11 protein-coding genes are annotated in these 16,246 nt (G+C 59.6%); 2 read left to right on the forward strand and 9 right to left on the reverse strand.

Translation table 11 applies throughout. From position 1 onward, the window contains the following. Nucleotides 1-27: 27 nt before the first annotated feature. The 9 genes from N645_RS0115005 to atzF all read right to left on the reverse strand — a co-directional run bounded on the left by N645_RS0115005 (nucleotide 28) and on the right by atzF (nucleotide 13,634). Entirely contained in the window at nucleotides 28-1,167 is a 1,140-nt protein-coding gene (locus N645_RS0115005; protein WP_024462331.1) for an OmpA family protein, read from the reverse strand. 143 nt (nucleotides 1,168-1,310) lie between these two features. Beyond that, nucleotides 1,311-2,006 (reverse strand): urea ABC transporter ATP-binding subunit UrtE, encoded by a 696-nt coding sequence (gene urtE, locus N645_RS0115010; RefSeq protein WP_024462332.1) that lies wholly within the window; start codon nucleotides 2,004-2,006, stop codon nucleotides 1,311-1,313. 104 nt (nucleotides 2,007-2,110) lie between these two features. After that, entirely contained in the window at nucleotides 2,111-2,935 is an 825-nt protein-coding gene (gene urtD, locus N645_RS0115015; RefSeq protein WP_024462333.1) for an urea ABC transporter ATP-binding protein UrtD, read from the reverse strand. Further along, nucleotides 2,932-4,077 (reverse strand): urea ABC transporter permease subunit UrtC, encoded by a 1,146-nt coding sequence (urtC, locus tag N645_RS0115020; RefSeq protein WP_024462334.1) that lies wholly within the window; start codon nucleotides 4,075-4,077, stop codon nucleotides 2,932-2,934. Before urtC ends, urtD begins: the two co-directional genes overlap by 4 nt. A gap of 34 nt (nucleotides 4,078-4,111) precedes the next feature. Continuing rightward, nucleotides 4,112-5,680, reverse strand: coding sequence for an urea ABC transporter permease subunit UrtB (gene urtB / locus N645_RS0115025; protein ID WP_024462335.1), 1,569 nt, complete (start codon nucleotides 5,678-5,680; stop codon nucleotides 4,112-4,114). Nucleotides 5,681-5,817: 137 nt separating this feature from the next. Continuing rightward, a complete protein-coding gene (gene urtA / locus N645_RS0115030; protein ID WP_024462336.1) occupies nucleotides 5,818-7,128 on the reverse strand; it encodes an urea ABC transporter substrate-binding protein in 1,311 nt (436 codons plus the stop codon). A gap of 98 nt (nucleotides 7,129-7,226) precedes the next feature. Beyond that, on the reverse strand, nucleotides 7,227-7,928 hold the full coding sequence (locus tag N645_RS0115035; protein WP_024462337.1) for a GntR family transcriptional regulator: 702 nt from the start codon (nucleotides 7,926-7,928) through the stop codon (nucleotides 7,227-7,229). A gap of 217 nt (nucleotides 7,929-8,145) precedes the next feature. Continuing rightward, complete coding sequence (gene uca / locus N645_RS0115040; RefSeq protein ID WP_024462338.1) at nucleotides 8,146-11,784, reverse strand: urea carboxylase; 3,639 nt, start codon at nucleotides 11,782-11,784, stop codon at nucleotides 8,146-8,148. 74 nt (nucleotides 11,785-11,858) lie between these two features. Beyond that, entirely contained in the window at nucleotides 11,859-13,634 is a 1,776-nt protein-coding gene (gene atzF / locus N645_RS0115045; RefSeq protein ID WP_024462339.1) for an allophanate hydrolase, read from the reverse strand. A 319-nt stretch (nucleotides 13,635-13,953) separates the two neighbouring features. Here atzF and N645_RS0115050 point away from each other — a divergent pair, with 319 nt between their 5' ends. Then, a complete protein-coding gene (locus tag N645_RS0115050) occupies nucleotides 13,954-15,318 on the forward strand; it encodes a deoxyguanosinetriphosphate triphosphohydrolase (protein ID WP_202960804.1) in 1,365 nt (454 codons plus the stop codon). Continuing rightward, on the forward strand, nucleotides 15,319-16,242 hold the full coding sequence (locus N645_RS0115055) for a hypothetical protein (RefSeq protein WP_024462341.1): 924 nt from the start codon (nucleotides 15,319-15,321) through the stop codon (nucleotides 16,240-16,242). It abuts the gene before it with no gap. Nucleotides 16,243-16,246: the final 4 nt, after the last annotated feature.

Here is a 16,246-nt window from a genome sequence, read left to right on the forward strand (position 1 = left end):
ACGGCCGCTGTCGCCTTCTTTCCTGAATCAGTCTCTGGTTTCGGTGCGGGTCACATCGGCGCTGATCTCCGCAACGACGCGGCGGTTCTGCTCGCGGCCGCTGGCGGTGTCGTTATCGGCGATGGGGCGCTCCTCCCCATAACCAACCGCCTCTACCCGGTCTGCGGGCAAGCCAAAGCGCTCAATCAGCACGTCACGGACCGCGTCGGCGCGGCGCTGGGACAGTTGCTGGTTGTAGGCGGCGGCGCCGCTGCTGTCGGTGTGGCCCTCGACGGTGACCCGGGTCTGGTCGAACTGGCGCATAAAGTCGGCGACCTGCTGCACTTCGGGCATGAACTGCTCCCGAACCTCGGCGCTGTTGGTCTCAAACTGCACCTGCATTTCGATGGAGACCGACTCGGTCAGCTCAACCGGACAGCCCTGATCGTCCACCCGGTATTGGCGGGCGGTATCGGGGCAGTTGTCCCGGTGGTCCGGCACGCCGTCGCGGTCACTATCCAGGGCGCAGCCGCGGGCATCGACGCGGACCCCTTCGGGCGTATCGGGGCACTGGTCCCGGTTATCGGCTACCCCGTCGTTGTCGCTATCCTGTGGCGTGGTTGGGGCGGGCTCGGTTGACCGTACGGGTCGGTCGTCGTAACCGAACAGGAAGCTCAGGCCGGTGCTGATGGCGAAGTCGGTGTGTTCGGCGTCCAGGTTGTTGAACAAGCGCATATCGGTGCGCCACAACCAGCGTTTGGACAGTTGGTATTTGACCCCGACACCGGCATTGATCAGGGTGTCGTTCTGGGCTCGGGCCAGGGTGGGGCCGGACAGCTCCTGGTCGCCAACGCCAAAGGCGAAATAGGGACGAGCGCGCTGGTTTCGATCGGCCAGGTGATAGAGCGCGTCGAGGCGGTACTGTTCGCCATCGATGTCCACACCGGTTTCACTCTGCTCGGTGTCGAATTGCGAGGCCATCAATTCCAGGCCCCAGCGTTCGCCGAGGTTCATTCCCAGGCCAAGCTGATAGTGACCGGTGTCTTCCAGCGGGGTGTCAAATACCGTGCGCCCCAGGCCACCATGGAGTTCAAAGGTGGGGTGGTGCAGGTCGTGGTCGTCGGCGTGGGAAAGGGGTGTGGCCGCGAGGGCCAGTGCTGTAAGCGGGATTCCAAATTTAAGTGCCATTAATGTCTCTCCTGAGTGATTCCGTGGCAATTGATACCTGCTAAGTGTAGCAGGCTTGAGCAACAGTCCGTGTATGGGGGTGAAACAATGTGATTCAAGTCACCCCCTTTCTCAGGGTCGGTTGATGACGGCCCGAGGCATGGTCATACGCTCAAATACTTCTGTACCAGATGGTCGTCCAGAGCGGCAATCGCGCCAGAGGCCTGAGTGTGGCCTTTTTCCATGATAAAAAAGTCATCGGCCACCTTGCGGGCGAACGGCAGTTTCTGTTCAACCAGCAATACGGTGAGCCCCATTTCCCGATTGAGTTTGCCAATCACGTTACCGATATCGCGCACGATGTTTGGCTGAATGCCCTCGGTGGGCTCGTCCAGCAGCAGAACTTTCGGGTCCAGCACCAGGGCTCGACCGATGGCCAGTTGCTGTTGCTGGCCGCCGGACAGGTCGCCCCCTCGGCGGTGGCGCATGTCGAGCAGTACCGGAAACAACTCGTAGATGTGATCGGGGACTTTGGTCTGACCGTCGCCCCGCGCGCCGAGAGAGATTTTGAGGTTTTCCTCGACGGTCAGCTGCGGAAATATTTCCCGGCCCTGAGGTACGTAGCCGATGCCGGCCCGGGCGCGGGCTTCGGTGGAAAGTTTGCTGATGTTTTTGCCATTGAGCCGGATGCTGCCTTCGGCAATGGGCAGCAGGCCGGTGATGCATTTGAGCAGTGTGGTTTTGCCCACGCCGTTGCGGCCGAGCAGGCAGCCGCAGGTGCCTTCGCGGACTTCCAGGGACAGGTCCCAGAGGATGTGGCTTTGGCCGTAGTATTGGTTGATGGTTTCGATGGTTAGCACGGGGGTCTCCAATTTCAATTGGTGGATGACGCGCACGTTGTGCGCTTATCCACCCTACTTAATAGGTAGGGTGGATAAGGGCCGTCAGGCCCGTCATCCGCCATTTATTCGCCTAGGTATACTTCGATGACTTTTGGGTTGTTCTGCACCTGGTCCATGGTGCCTTCGGCCAATACCGAGCCCTGGTGCAACACCGTGACCTGGCGGGCGATCGAGCGTACAAAGGCCATGTCGTGTTCCACCACGATCACCGAGTGATCGCCGGCGAGGGAGGTCAGCAGCTCGGCGGTGCGCTCGGTCTCCTCGCCGGTCATTCCGGCGACAGGTTCATCCACCAGCAACACCCGGGGGCTCTGCATCAGCAGCATGCCGATTTCCAGCCATTGTTTTTGACCGTGGGAGAGTAGGCCGGCGGGGCGCTGAACCTCTGACAATAAACCGATCTGGCGAACCACTGAGTCAATCCGGTCCGTCTGCTCCGCCGAGAGTGATTGGGTCAACGTGAACCAGACCCGCTTGTCGGCGGCGGTGGCGAGCTCCAGGTTTTCGTATACCGTCAACGCTTCGAAAATGGTCGGCTTTTGAAACTTCCGACCGATGCCGCCCCGGGCAATCTGATGCTCGGACAGGTTCAACAGATCAATCTGTTGTCCAAAATACACACTGCCCTCATCGGGCCGGGTTTTACCGGTAATCACATCCATCATCGTCGTTTTACCGGCGCCATTGGGGCCGATGATGCAGCGCAGCTCGCCATCGTCCACATACAGGTTCAGATTGTTCAGCGCCTTGAAGCCGTCAAAGCTGACCGTCACGCCTTCAACGTACAGAATTGGACCGTGACTGGTATCCAGGGGTTTACCAAAGTTCGGATCCCGTTTGGGCAGCGCCCGCTGGCTGAACTGATGGGCCTGTTTGATCAGGTTCATGGAGCCTCCTTGGGTTCAGTCGGTTGGTCCGCATCGGTCTGGGACTTGCCCTTGTGGCTTTTGCGCTTGAGGCGATCAAACAGACCCACCAGGCCCTTGGGCAGAATCAAGGTGACAATCACAAACAGGGCGCCGAGCACAAACAGCCAGCTCTCCGGTGACCAGGTGGTAAACAGGGTTTTGGCGTAGTTCACGGAGAAGGCACCAACAATGGCACCGTAGAGCGTCCCGCGACCGCCGGTCGCCACCCAGACCACCAGCTCGATGGAGTTCAGGGGTGAGAATTCACCGGGATTGATGATGCCCACCTGGGGCACGTACAGGGCGCCCGCGATGCCGGCGAGCATGGCGGAAAACACAAACAGCCAGAGTTTGTAGGCTTCCACTTTATACCCGCAAAAACGGGTTCGACTTTCGGCGTCGCGAATGGAAACAATTACCCGCCCCATTCGAGAGGTGACAATATAGCGGCAGGCCAGGTAGCCGAGGGTGAGCATAACGGCCGAGGCGATAAACAGGCTGTTGCGGGTGCCTTTGTCAGTGATGGAAAATCCCAGGATGTCCTTGAAGTCCGTCAGACCGTTGTTGCCCCCAAAGCCCATCTCGTTGCGGAAGAACGCCAGCATCAGCGCGTAGGTGAGCGCCTGGGTGATGATCGCAAAGTAGACCCCGGTCACCCGTGAACGAAACGCGAGCCAGCCAAACACCAGGGCCAGCAGGCCGGGCACCACCAGTACCATCAGCGCGGCGAACCAGAACATATCGAAACCGAGCCAGTACCAGGGCAGGCTGTCCCAGTTCAGAAATACCATGAAGTCCGGCAGGTCGGGATTGCCGTACTGGCCCCGATCACCAATCTGACGCATCAGGTACATGCCCATGGCGTAGCCGCCCAGGGCGAAAAAGGCACCGTGCCCGAGGGACAGGATGCCGGCGTAACCCCAGATCAGGTCCACCGACAGGGCCAGTAGTGCAAAGCACAGAAACTTGCCGATCAGGGTGACCAGGTAAGTCGAAACATGGAAGGGCGAACTCTCCGGCACCAGCATATTGCAGACCGGAACGATCACCGCCATCAGGGCTACCAGCCCCAATACCAGCATGCCGCCCCGATCACTGAGTAGTAAACGTTGTGTCAACATAAGCGTCTCTCGAAACCTTTCAGCAGGGCAGGGGTTATTCCGCTGCCCGTCCTTTTTGAGGGAACAGGCCTTTGGGGCGTTTCTGAATGAACAGAATCAGCATCACCAATACCAGCACTTTGGCCAGCACCGCGCCCGCCCAGGGCTCCATGAATTTGTTGAGTACGCCCAGCCCCATGGCGCCCACCAGGGTGCCCCAGAGGTTGCCCACACCACCGAACACCACCACCATGAATGAATCGATGATGTAGGCCTGGCCGAGGTTGGGGCCGACATTGGTCAGCTGCGACAGGGCGACACCGGCCACGCCCGCCACGCCCGAGCCGAGGCCGAAGGTCATGGCGTCGACCCAACTGGCTCGCACTCCCACCGCGCGCGCCATGGGGCGGTTCTGGGATACCGCGCGCACTTTGAGGCCCAGCGAGGTGCGTTTGAGAATGGCCATAAGCATGAAGAACACGATCAGGCCAAAGGCGAGAATGTACAGGCGGTTGTAGGTGAGCGAGAGCGCCGGGTTGATGACCATCGAGCCGCTCATCCAGTCAGGTAATGTCACGCTACGGTTCAGCGGCGAAAAAATGGTGCGAGCCGCTTGTTGAAGAATCAGGCTGATACCGAAGGTGGCCAACAGGGTTTCCAGGGGGCGGCCGTACAGAAAGCGGATCACCCCTCGTTCAATGGCAATGCCCACCAGTCCGGCGACCAGGAAGGCCGCGGGGACGGCCATGGCCAGGCTCCAGGCAATCTGTCCCGGGAACATCTGTTGAATCACCCAGGTGGTGTAGGCACCGATCATCATCAGCTCGCCATGGGCCATATTGATCACGCCCATTACCCCGAAAGTGATGGCCAGACCAATGGCGGCGAGTAACAGGACCGAGCCCAGGCTCAAGCCGAAGAAAATGCTTTCGACGAATTGGTAGAATTCGAGTTTGGTCTGGATAGAGGCCAGTGCTTCTCCGGCGGCGTCCTGCACGGCGGGCGCCGGGTCGTCATCGCGCAGACGGCGCAGTTCGTTGCGGGCTTCGCCCACCAGTGAGCCACGCAGCGATTGGATGGCGGACAGGCGAACTCGCTCGTTGTCGCTCTTGAGGTCGTAAAGAGAGAGAGCGGTTTCAATGGTTTCATTTACCAAGCGCGTCTCTTCGATGTCGCTGCGAGCTTGCAATAGTTCGATGTTGTTTTCGTCGATGCCTTCTTTGATCATCCGTTGTACCGCTTCGTAGCGGGTCTGGGTATCTTCGGAATCGAGGTTTAGGCGCGCGAGTATGTTGCGAATCTGGGTGCGCATCCGCGTTGTGACGGGAATGCGTTTAGTGTCGATCGCGGCGCCCAGGCTTGCTCCGGTAAGTGCGTTCTCCAGGCTGCCATCGGGCCGTTCAATCAGAATGCGGCTTTCGTTTTCGTCATCGCTGTACAGGTTCCCTTCCAGCAGGGCCGTCAGTACGATCGGAACTCTCGGGTGAGCGACTTGCGCCAGGGCGTCAATGGCGTCGTCCCGTTGCATCAGGCTGGCCCGGGCGACCGCTCGGGTCTGTTCGGCCAGGGCGTTCTCCTCTTGAGCGGGCGCCGGCGTTGCAATGCACAGCAACAGTGGCAGCAAAAAATGCAGTAACCGTTGCCCAACGTGGGTCCTTGGTTGACCAGTGGTAATCATAACAGCGTGCTCTTATTGCCAGAATGGGTGCACCGCCCGGGCTGCGCCGGGCGGTGGTGCTTCTTGTGGCCTGTCGTTCTGGTTTATTCCGCGGCTGGCGCGGCGCCCAGGCACTGTTTGGTTTTGGTGTTGTAGTTGCCGCAGTTGACCGGGTCGGTCCAGTCGGCAATCAGGTCCTTGCTTCCTTCGAGGTAGTCGGACCAGGCATCACCGGGCACGAGGTCTTCGGTTTGCCATACGGTCAGGAACTGTCCGTTATCCTGAATCTCACCAATGTGAACCGGCTTTTCGATGTGATGGTTGGGCAGCATTTCACTGATGCCGCCGGTCAGGTTGGGGACCTTTACACCCACCATGGCATCGATCACAGCGTCGGTGTCGGTAGTACCCGCTTTCTCGACCGCTTTCACCCACATGTTGAAGCCGATGTAATGCGCCTCCATCGGGTCATTGGTGACGCGTTCTTCACTACCGATAAAGTCGTGCCATTTTTCAATGAACGCTTCGTTCTGATCGGTATCGACGCTCATGAAATAGTTCCACGCGGCCAGGTGGCCGACCAGAGGCTTGGTGTCGATACCGGACAGCTCCTCTTCGCCCACGGAGAAAGCGACCACCGGGATGTCTTCCGCCGATACCCCTTGGTTGCCCAGTTCGCGATAGAACGGCACGTTGGCGTCCCCGTTGATGGTGGATACCACAGCCGTCGGTTTGCCCTGGCTGCCGAAGCGTTTGATGTCCGACACAATGTTCTGCCAATCGGAATGACCGAACGGGGTGTAGTTGATCATGATGTCTTCGTCGGAAACGCCATTGGCTTTCAGGTAGGCTTCCAGAATCTTGTTGGTGGTCCGGGGGTACACATAGTCGGTGCCGGCCAGTACCCAGCGTTTGATGCCCACTTCATTCATCAGGTAGTTCACGGCGGGAATCGCCTGTTGGTTGGGCGCCGCGCCAGTGTAGAACACATTGCGCGAAGACTCTTCACCCTCGTACTGCACCGGGTAGAAAAGAATACCGTTGAGCTCTTCAATCACCGGAAGAACCGATTTACGGGAAACCGATGTCCAGCAGCCGAAAATGGCATCGACTTCTTCCTGGGTGATCAGCTCGCGGGTTTTCTCCGCAAACAGTGGCCAGTCGGAGGCTGGGTCGACAACCACCGCCTCCAGCTGCTTGCCAAGCAGGCCGCCCTTCTTGTTCTGTTCTTCGATCAGCATCAGCATGGTGTCTTTCAACGTGGTTTCCGAAATGGCCATGGTGCCTGACAGGGAGTGCAGAACCCCTACCTTGATGGTGTCTTCCTCCTGGGCGTGGGTCGTGAGACCCGTCAGGGCCATACTGCAGGCGACCGCCAGGGTGCCAATGGGTTTGAGTAGTTCAGCTAGCTTCATGAGTCATTCTCCATTGATGTCGGTTTTACGGTGTATTGCTGGGTAAACATCCTGTTGTGGGTACAGTGGCGTACTTTCTCCTGAAATCGGGTTGTCGGTCAGGGGCTGGAGGTCTTCGGTAACTGATGCCCCTGACGGGCTTCGTGCAACATGTGCAGCGTGATTTTTCTGACTTCGGCCTGACTTTCCTCAATGTGCGTTTTCAGCAGGCGTTGGGCTTCGTCCGAGCGGCGCTTGATGATGGTGCGCAGAATCTTTGCGTGTTCCTGATAGGTCGCCTCAATCCGTGGCCGCTGGGTGAAATCGATGCGCCGGATAATGCGCAGCCGTTCGGTAATGTTGTGATGGACCCGGGCCATCTCTTCGTTGCCGCAAGCCTCCACCAGATGAACGTGAAAGCGTTCATCCATCAGGCTCACCGTGGGCCCGTCGTCCAGTCGGTCGCTGACCGGCACCAGCCAGAATTCCTTGAGTGCGTCCAGGTCCGGGGTTCCCTCCATTTCGCAGAGCTTTCTCACTGCGGCCTGTTCAAGCACGATCCGTAACTCGTACAGCTGATCGAACTTTTCAAAATCGAACGGCTTGACCTGCCAGCCCGCGCGAAACATCACATCGACAAAACCCTCTCTCTGCAGAAGCGTCAGGGCTTCACGCACGGGGGTTCGACTGGCGGACATGCGTTGGGCGATTTCGCTTTCGGTAAAGCGGTCTCCGGGCAGCAGCACGAAATCAAAAATTTCCTGCTTGAGGGCGCTGTAGACCCGCTCGGTCAAACTTGGGCGATCCGATTTTTGATTCACTGCTGTCCGCCTTGAATATGATCATGTATGCAAGATGGTATTCAGCAGGAACTGTGCCAAACTCGAAATCTGGTGGTGAAATCCGGTAAGTGACTGAGAAAACAACAGGTTTTATGGAGAGTAAAAAAAGGAGCGCTCTGAGGCGCTCCCGGGTGTGCACTTAAATGATGCGTGCAATACGTCATTTGCCTCATGTTCGCCCCGAGGTCGACGGTAATTATTCTTCGAGCACCATCAGGATGTCGCCGGCATTGACCGGTTTTCCGGGGGCGCAATGCACGGCACTGACGGTGGCTTTGCGGTCGGCGTAGATGGAGAATTCCATTTTCATGGCCTCCACGATCAGCAACGGCTGGTCCGGCTCCACCGATTGCCCCGGCTCCACCAGTAGCTTCCAGATATTGCCACTGATGTCGGCGGTCACGGCATGACCGTCCACATCGTTCGGGTCAATGGCGGGGCCAGCCTGCAGAGCGGCTTCCACCTGTTTTTCTTCATCGGCCTGCCAGAGTGCGACCTCTTCTGTAAACGCCGCCTGCTGTTTTTGCTGAAACGCAGCGATGCTCTCAGCGTTCTCTTCCAGAAAGCGTTCGTGCTCGGCAATATCGAACCAGGTGTCCTCTATGTCGATGCTCAGACGACCTTCGCGAAAGGCTTCGCGCTGCTCGGTGAGTTCGGCTTCGGTGACCGGGTAGTAGCGCACCTGATCAAAAAAACGCAGTAACCAGGGCTCACCATGGATAAATACCGGGCTTTTCAGAAACTTGTTCCAGATAGGTAGCGTCCGACCCACGAGCTGATAGCCGCCGGGAGAGTCCATACCGTAGATACACATGTAGACACCGCCGATACCGACCGTACCTTCGGCGGTGTAAGTGCGGGCCGGATTGTACTTGGACGTCAGCAGTCGGTGACGGGGATCAATGGGCACGGCGCAGGGGGCGCTAAGGTAAACGTCTCCCAGCCCCAGTACCAGGTAGCTGGCATTGAACAGAACCTCGCGCACCTGATCGATGGATTCCAGTCCGTTGATCCGGCGCATGAACTCGGTGTTGCTGGGCAGCCAGGGCGCGGTATCACGCACGGATTGCCGATATTTGGCTACCGCTTCGAGCGTTGCCGAATCCTCGAACGCCATCGGCAGGTTAATGATGCGACTGGGCACGCGCATCTGGTCCACGGGGGGCAGCTGTTCTTCGATCGCCAGCAGCTGTGTCACCAGCTCACGCTGATGCAGAACCCGGCTGTCGTAATTAACCTGTAAAGAGCGAACGCCGGGCGAAAGTTCAATAATGCCCTCAATGGGTTTTTCCTTGAGGGCTTCCATCATGGCGTGTACCCGCAGCCGGAAACGCAGGTCCATGACCAGCGGGCCGTATTCCATCAGAATGTATTTATCACCTGCCTGACGGTAAACCACTTCGGGGCGCCCTTGGGCGGCCGGTAGGGCGGCAAGAATGCAGGGAGAGAGCGAGTGGTCCGGTACGGGAATAGTGAAATCACCCACCGGTTCAGGCTCGGACAGTTCGGCGATTGCTTTGTCCTGTGCGTTTTCCATGGCCAGCGCTTCATCAAAGCTCAATTGTTTGAAGCGAAGCTTGTCCCCGGGCTTCACCTGGCCGACTTTCCACAGCTCCGCCTTGGCAATGGTCACCGGGCAGACAAAGCCGCCCAGGCTTGGGCCGTCTTTGGTCAGAATGACCGGCATATCGCCGGTGAAGTTGATGGAGCCGACGGCGTATTCCGTGTCGTGAATGTTGGACGGGTGCAAGCCCGCTTCTCCGCCGTCACTGCGGGTCCAGCTCGGCTTGGGGCCATTGAGCCGGATGCCCAGGCGGTTGGAGTTGTAGTGCACTTCCCAGGCGGTGTTGAAGAACATCTCAATGGACTCTTCCTTGAAAAAGTCCGGGGCACCGTGGGGTCCATAAAGCACGCCGATGTGCCATTCGCGCGGACCCTCGTCGGATTCCTGGGCGTACTCGGGAATCAGTGCGGTGGGGCAGGGTTGGGGTGAATGGGTGGGCGCTGCCGTGGTGCAAGCGGGTAGCGCCGGGTCGCTCACCCGTAACATGTCCGTCGCGCGCAGAACGCGCCCGGCGTGGCCGCCAAACTGACCCAGTGCGAAGGTCGAGCGACTGCCCAGATATTCGGGCACATCAAAGCCGTTGCGCACCGCGAGGTAAGTCCGGCAGCCGTTGACGGCTTTGCCGACTTCCAATACCTGGCCGGCTTTTACTCCGACCGGCTGCCAGAACTCTACGGCTTCGCCGTCGAGCGTCGCCGGTGTGCGGCCACCGGTCAGGGCGATGACGGTATCGGTATGAAAGCGCAGGGTGGGGCCGACAATCGTAAACTCCAATCCGGCGCTGTGCTCGTGGTTGCCCACAATGCGATTGGCCAGACGGAAGGCGTAGTCGTCCATGGGTCCGGAAGGGGGCACGCCGATGCCCCAGTAGCCGACCCGACCGGGGTAATCCTGAATGCTGGTGTAGGTGCCTGGCTGCATGACCTCCACCACCGGCGGCTGGTACTCGAAGCTGGCCAGTTTGTTGGTGGCCACATCGCCGGAGGCAAAGAAGTCCGACGCCACGATCTGGCGCAGATAATCCAGGTTGGTGGCGATGCCGGCCATGCGGGTTTCGTTCAGTGCCGCCACCATGTTGGCGATGGCTTCGGCCCGGTCGTTACCGGTGACGATGATCTTGGCGATCATCGGGTCGTAATGGGGTGACACATCGGTACCGGTGGATACCCAGGTGTCGATACGGGCGTTCTCGGGAAAGTGAACGTCGGTGAGGGTGCCGGGGGAGGGCTGAAAATCCCGTACTGCATCTTCGGCGTAGACGCGCACTTCAATGGCCGCGCCTTTGGGGTCGATTGCCTGGTTCAGGTCGGGGGCATCACCTGCGGCGGTGCGGATCATCCATTCGACCAGGTCCACGCCGGTGCAGGCTTCGGTAATCGGGTGCTCCACCTGTAGGCGGGTATTCACTTCCAGAAAATAGAAATCATCCCGCACCGGATCGTAGATGTATTCCACGGTGCCGGCCGAGCGGTAATTCACCGCTTTGCCCAGACTCACCGAAGCGGCCATCAGTTTTTCCCGGGTGGCGGCGGGCAGACTGGGCGCGGGGGTTTCTTCCACCACCTTCTGGTTGCGACGCTGCAGTGAGCAGTCCCGCTCTCCAAGTGCGAGCACACTGCCTTTTCCGTCACCAAAAATCTGTACTTCCACATGACGGGCGTTGTCGACAAAGCGTTCCAGGAAAACGCCGCTGTCACTGAAGAAGTTCTGGCCCTGGCGTTTCACACTGTCGAACGCCTCAATGAGTGTGGCCTCATTATCGCAGCGGGTCAGGCCGATACCACCGCCGCCGGCAGTGCTTTTGAGCATGACCGGATAACCAATGCGCTCGGCGGCGGTTTTTGCCTCCTCCAGCGAGTCGAGCAGCCCCGTACCCGGAGTCAGTGGCACCCCGGCTTGCTCGGCAATTTCCCGTGAGGTGTGTTTCAGCCCGAATTCGCGAATCTGCTGGGGTGTGGGACCACAGAAGGCGATACCGGCGGCTTCGCACTGTTCGCAGAAGTCCGTATTCTCTGACAGAAACCCGTAACCCGGAATGATCGCCTGGGCACCGGTTTCTTTGGCGGCCGCCAGAATTTTATCCACCTTGAGATAACTGTCGGCGGCACTTTCACCGCCCAGAGCGATGGCCACATCGGCCGCATCCACATGGGCACTGTTGCGGTCGGCATCGGAGTAAACGGCGACGGATTTGATGCCCATGGTTTTCAGGGTATGGGCGATGCGAACCGCGATTTCCCCGCGGTTGGCGATCAGGACGGTGTGAAACATGTGTGTTCTCCGTGTATCAGCGTATGGGTTCGGGGCGGATAGGGCGTTGCTCGGATGGCGCGTTCAATGTGGCTTCAACTTCGGGACTCAATGAACGCGCGCCAGCCGCCCAGTTCGGTAATGTCCTGGGCGCCTTTCACGGCGGCGCTTTCGCAGATGAATCCCTTGACCTCGCGTCCGTCGTCGAGCGTCAGGGTTCCGATGCCCAAAGGTGCGGGTACCAGCGCCACAAAACTGCCGAACTGGTCGACCGGGATATCCCACAACTCAACAATGATGCTTGCGCCCTCATCGGCCCGGATCAGACCCGGTTTGGGCGGGGTGGTGTCCGGTAGTGCGTACAGTCGATAGGTGGGTGCGGTATGGGTGCGTTCTACCAACCGGGCGTGACGCTCGGTGAGCTGATGATTCAGCGGCATACCGCTCAGGTGCGCGCCGACGACGGCCAGGCGAACGTGATCCTGCGGCGCTTTTGAAGGCGCGGTGGGAGCGGGTGATTGCAGGTCGGTTGCGCCCCGCTTCCAGGGCGCAATGGCTTCCCAGTGACGACCAAAATCCGTGAGGGCCCGGTCCTGCCAAGCGGGGGCAACAAGGGTGATTCCAAAGGGTAAACCGTCGGCGCGAATACCGGCGGGCAGGGCCAGCGCACTGCAGTCGGCCAGGTTCACAAAATTGGTCCAGGTGCCGAGCTGACTGTTCACGCCGACCGGGTCGGCCTCGACCTGAGCGATGGTGGGCAGGCGCGGTGCCGTGGGCACCAGTAGTGCATCGACCTCGGCCATGGCGGTCTGGATGGCACGCGCCAGATCGGCCCGGGCGTACTCCGCCCGATAGGCATCGGTGGCGGAAAAGTTCTGTGCCTGTTCAATGATGCCGCGCACCACCGGGTTCATCTCCTCGGCGTGCTCTGCCATGAATTCTGCGATGGCCGCATGGCGCTCGGCGACCCAGGGGCCGCCGTAGAGTAATTGCGCCAGCGTCTGCATGGGGGTGAAGTCCATGGGCACCAGCTCCACACCGTCCGCCTGTAATGTTTTCAGGCTGGCTTCCCAGGCACGTTGGGCCTCGGAATCGCCAAACCAGTCGTGTCGATCGGGTACCCCAAAGCGGGGTTTGCTTGACCAGTGGCGGGCCGGGTGCGGCGGCTGGCGGGAATAACCATCGGCGGGGTCGAAACCTTCCAGTGCCGAGGCCACCGTATCGGCATCATCCACCGTCAACGCAAACACCGACACGCAGTCGAGGCTTTTACAGGCGGGCACCACGCCCTGAATACTGAACCGGCCCTTGGTGGGTTTCAGTCCGACAATGTTGTTGAACCCGGCGGGCACGCGCCCTGAGCCGGCGGTGTCGGTGCCCAGGCTGAAAGGCACCAGTCCGCGTGCGACGGCCACGGCCGAGCCCGAGCTGGAACCGCCGGACACATAGTCGGGGTTGAAACTGTTGGGTACGACGCCGTAAGGCGACCGGGTGCCCACCAGTCCGGTGGCAAACTGGTCCAGGTTGGTTTTGGCCAGAACAATGGCGCCCGCCGCTTTGAGCCGGGCCACGGTGGTGGCGTCCTGTTTGGCGGTGTAGGAATACGAAGGGCAGGCTGCCGTGGTGGGTAATCCCGCCACATCGATGTTGTCTTTGACCACAAAGGGTATGCCGAACAGGGGCTGTTCGCTGGGGGAGGTCAGGGTCGCGATCTGAGCATCCAGCTCGGCTTGCGAGACAATATGAATCCAGACGGGGTCATCGGCCGACAGCGTATCGCGCAGCTCGCCAAGGGTGGTTTTGGGGTCCAGTTGCGCTTTGCCATAGGCGTACTGCCATTCGCTCAACGTCCAGCCGGTGGGTAACGTCATCGGGGGTCCTCATCGTTAATCGCCAATCTTGTATGCAAGATGGTATTCAGCAGAAACTGTGCCAGCGTTTGACCGGCGTTTAGCTCGGTCCCTAAATCGCTTTAGAATCAGTGGCTTAATGACGGTTGGGTGCTGCCGGAGCCGAGGGTGTTGCACCGGTAGAAGCGCGTTGGGTGCGCCCTGGTTGGGCAGCTTGGAGGATGGCTGGGCAATGCTGGTGCATCGCTCGGCCTGTCGGACGGGGCGGTTTGGTTTGTGCCGCGCCAGACACATGGGGTACATTGCGGAAGAATCGGGCCAAGGGTACAGAGGACCTGCTATGGCAATGAATTGGGAGCAACTGTTGTGTGCCGAGCGGCTCGGGCAGCGCCCGGCCAAAAGCGAAGAAGGGCGTTCACCCTTTTATTCGGATCACGACAAAATCGTTTTCTCCGGCGCGTTTCGGCGGCTCGCCCGCAAAACCCAGGTGCATCCGCTGGCGGCCAATGACCATGTGCACAATCGCCTGACGCACAGTCTGGAGGTGGCTTGTGTAGGGCGCACGTTGGGCATGCGTGTGGGCAACGCCCTGCAGGCCCGGGGTGAATTGCCGGAACCCCTGCTCCCCACCGACATTGGCGATATCGTCCAGTCGAGTTGTCTTGCCCACGATATCGGTAACCCGCCGTTCGGCCACACCGGCGAAGAGGCCATTCGCAACTGGTTTCAAAAAGAAGGGCGCGTTTACCTGGAGGGGTTGACCGAAGCAGAGCGAGATGATGTTCGACTGTTTGAGGGCAATGCTCAGAGTCTGCGAGTGCTGACCACCCTGGAGTACTACCAATACGAAGAAGGCATGCGCCTCACCTACGCGACCCTGGGCGCTTCCATCAAATACCCCTGGACGGCGACGCCCAGTGTCCAGAACCAACGCCCCAAAAATAACAAGTACGGAATCTTCCAGACTGAACTGGACTACTTTCACGAAATCGCTCAGCGCACCGGTCTGTTGCCGATCGGCGAGCACTGGTATTGCCGGCACCCCTTGGTGTACCTGATGGAGGCGGCGGACGACTTCTGTTACGGCATTCTGGACCTGGAGGACGGTCTGGAGATGGGCATTCTCAGTTGGCCGGAAATCTATGACATTCTGCGCCGTGTGATTCCTCCAGTGCAGATTCCCGAACTGGAACGCAATCTCAATAAGGTGGATGACGGACGCAAGCCGGCGATCTTGCGCGGCAAGGTGATTGAAGCCCTGATTGACTCCGGCACCGACGCCTTCATGGCGCATCGTGCAGATTTTCTGGCCGGAACCGTGAAGGGGGATCTGATTTCGCTGTGCGATGACAATGTCCGTACCGCCGTGCAGGCCGCCAAGGATCTGGCCAAACAGCGCATTTTCAACCACGCCAAACGGGTCGAGTTGGAAATCGGTGCCTACAACACCATCGGCACCCTGTTGAGCACCCTGTGCGGGGCCGTTGATGCCCTGCTGGGTGATCCGGATCAGGTCACCTACAAAGACAATCGGGTGCTGGCGCTGATGGGCGACAACAACTTTCACCCCTCGGTGTTCGCCCGGGAAGGGCGTTATAAATACCAGGCCCTGATGGCCGTGATCGACTACATCAGTGGCATGACCGACAACTATGCCACCAACCTGGCCAAGCAATTCAATGGCATGGGCGAGGTCCGCTACTGAATGCAGCGCCTGAAGGAGCATCGCGACTGGCTGTTGATTCCCGTACTGATTGCCAGCCCGCTGTTTTTTTTCGGCGGGCCGGACTGGCTCTCCGCGCCAGTCATCCGGGAAGCCTGGGAACAGGGGCACTGGGTGTTCTTCGCCTGCCTGATGTTCTGGTGGCAGGGGCGCTGGCCGCTGCGGGCGCCCCATCAATGGCTGGCATTGACCTTGGTGGTCGTGGTGCTGAGCGCCCTGATCGAGGGCCTGCAGACTCTGGTGGATCGGCAGGCGAGTTGGCTGGATATTCTCCTGAACGTGGTCGGTACCTGGATGGGGCTGTTCTGGGGCCAGCCGGCGACCCGCTGGGTCTGGTCCGGTCGGGTTATCGCCACGGTGTTGGTGCTCTGGCAATTGCAGTCGGTGCTGGTGCTTGGCCTGGCCGAGTACCGGCAGCAGCGCCAGTTTCCGGTTCTCAGTGATTTTGAATCCCGCTGGGATGTGCCTTTCTGGGAGGGCGATGTACAACGTGTCCGCCAACCCGTGGCCCAGGGGGAGTACAGCCTGGCGGTGCGACTGATCAGTACCGATAAGAATCCCTACGCGGGCACACATCTGAGCCGACTGGTGGATGATTGGCGTGGTTATCAGGCACTAAGTCTGTCCATTTTCAACCCCGGCGATGACTCACTGCGCATGACGCTGCGGATCAACGACGCCACCCACGACCGCAATGAGGGACTGTTTTCGGATCGGTACAACGGCCGGCTGGAGGTCGCTTCCGGCTGGAACCACTACCGCATTCCGCTGGAGGACATTGCCACGGCGCCAGAAACGCGCAGGATGAATCTGGCGCGGATGATCCGTCTGCTAATCTTTACCTCAGGGGTGACCGAACCCCGCTGGATCTATCTCGATAACCTGCGCCTGGAGCCCACGGAGTAGCGTC

It is taken from the genome of Marinimicrobium sp. LS-A18 (assembly GCF_000463525.1).
GTDB lineage: Bacteria > Pseudomonadota > Gammaproteobacteria > Pseudomonadales > Cellvibrionaceae > Marinimicrobium > Marinimicrobium koreense.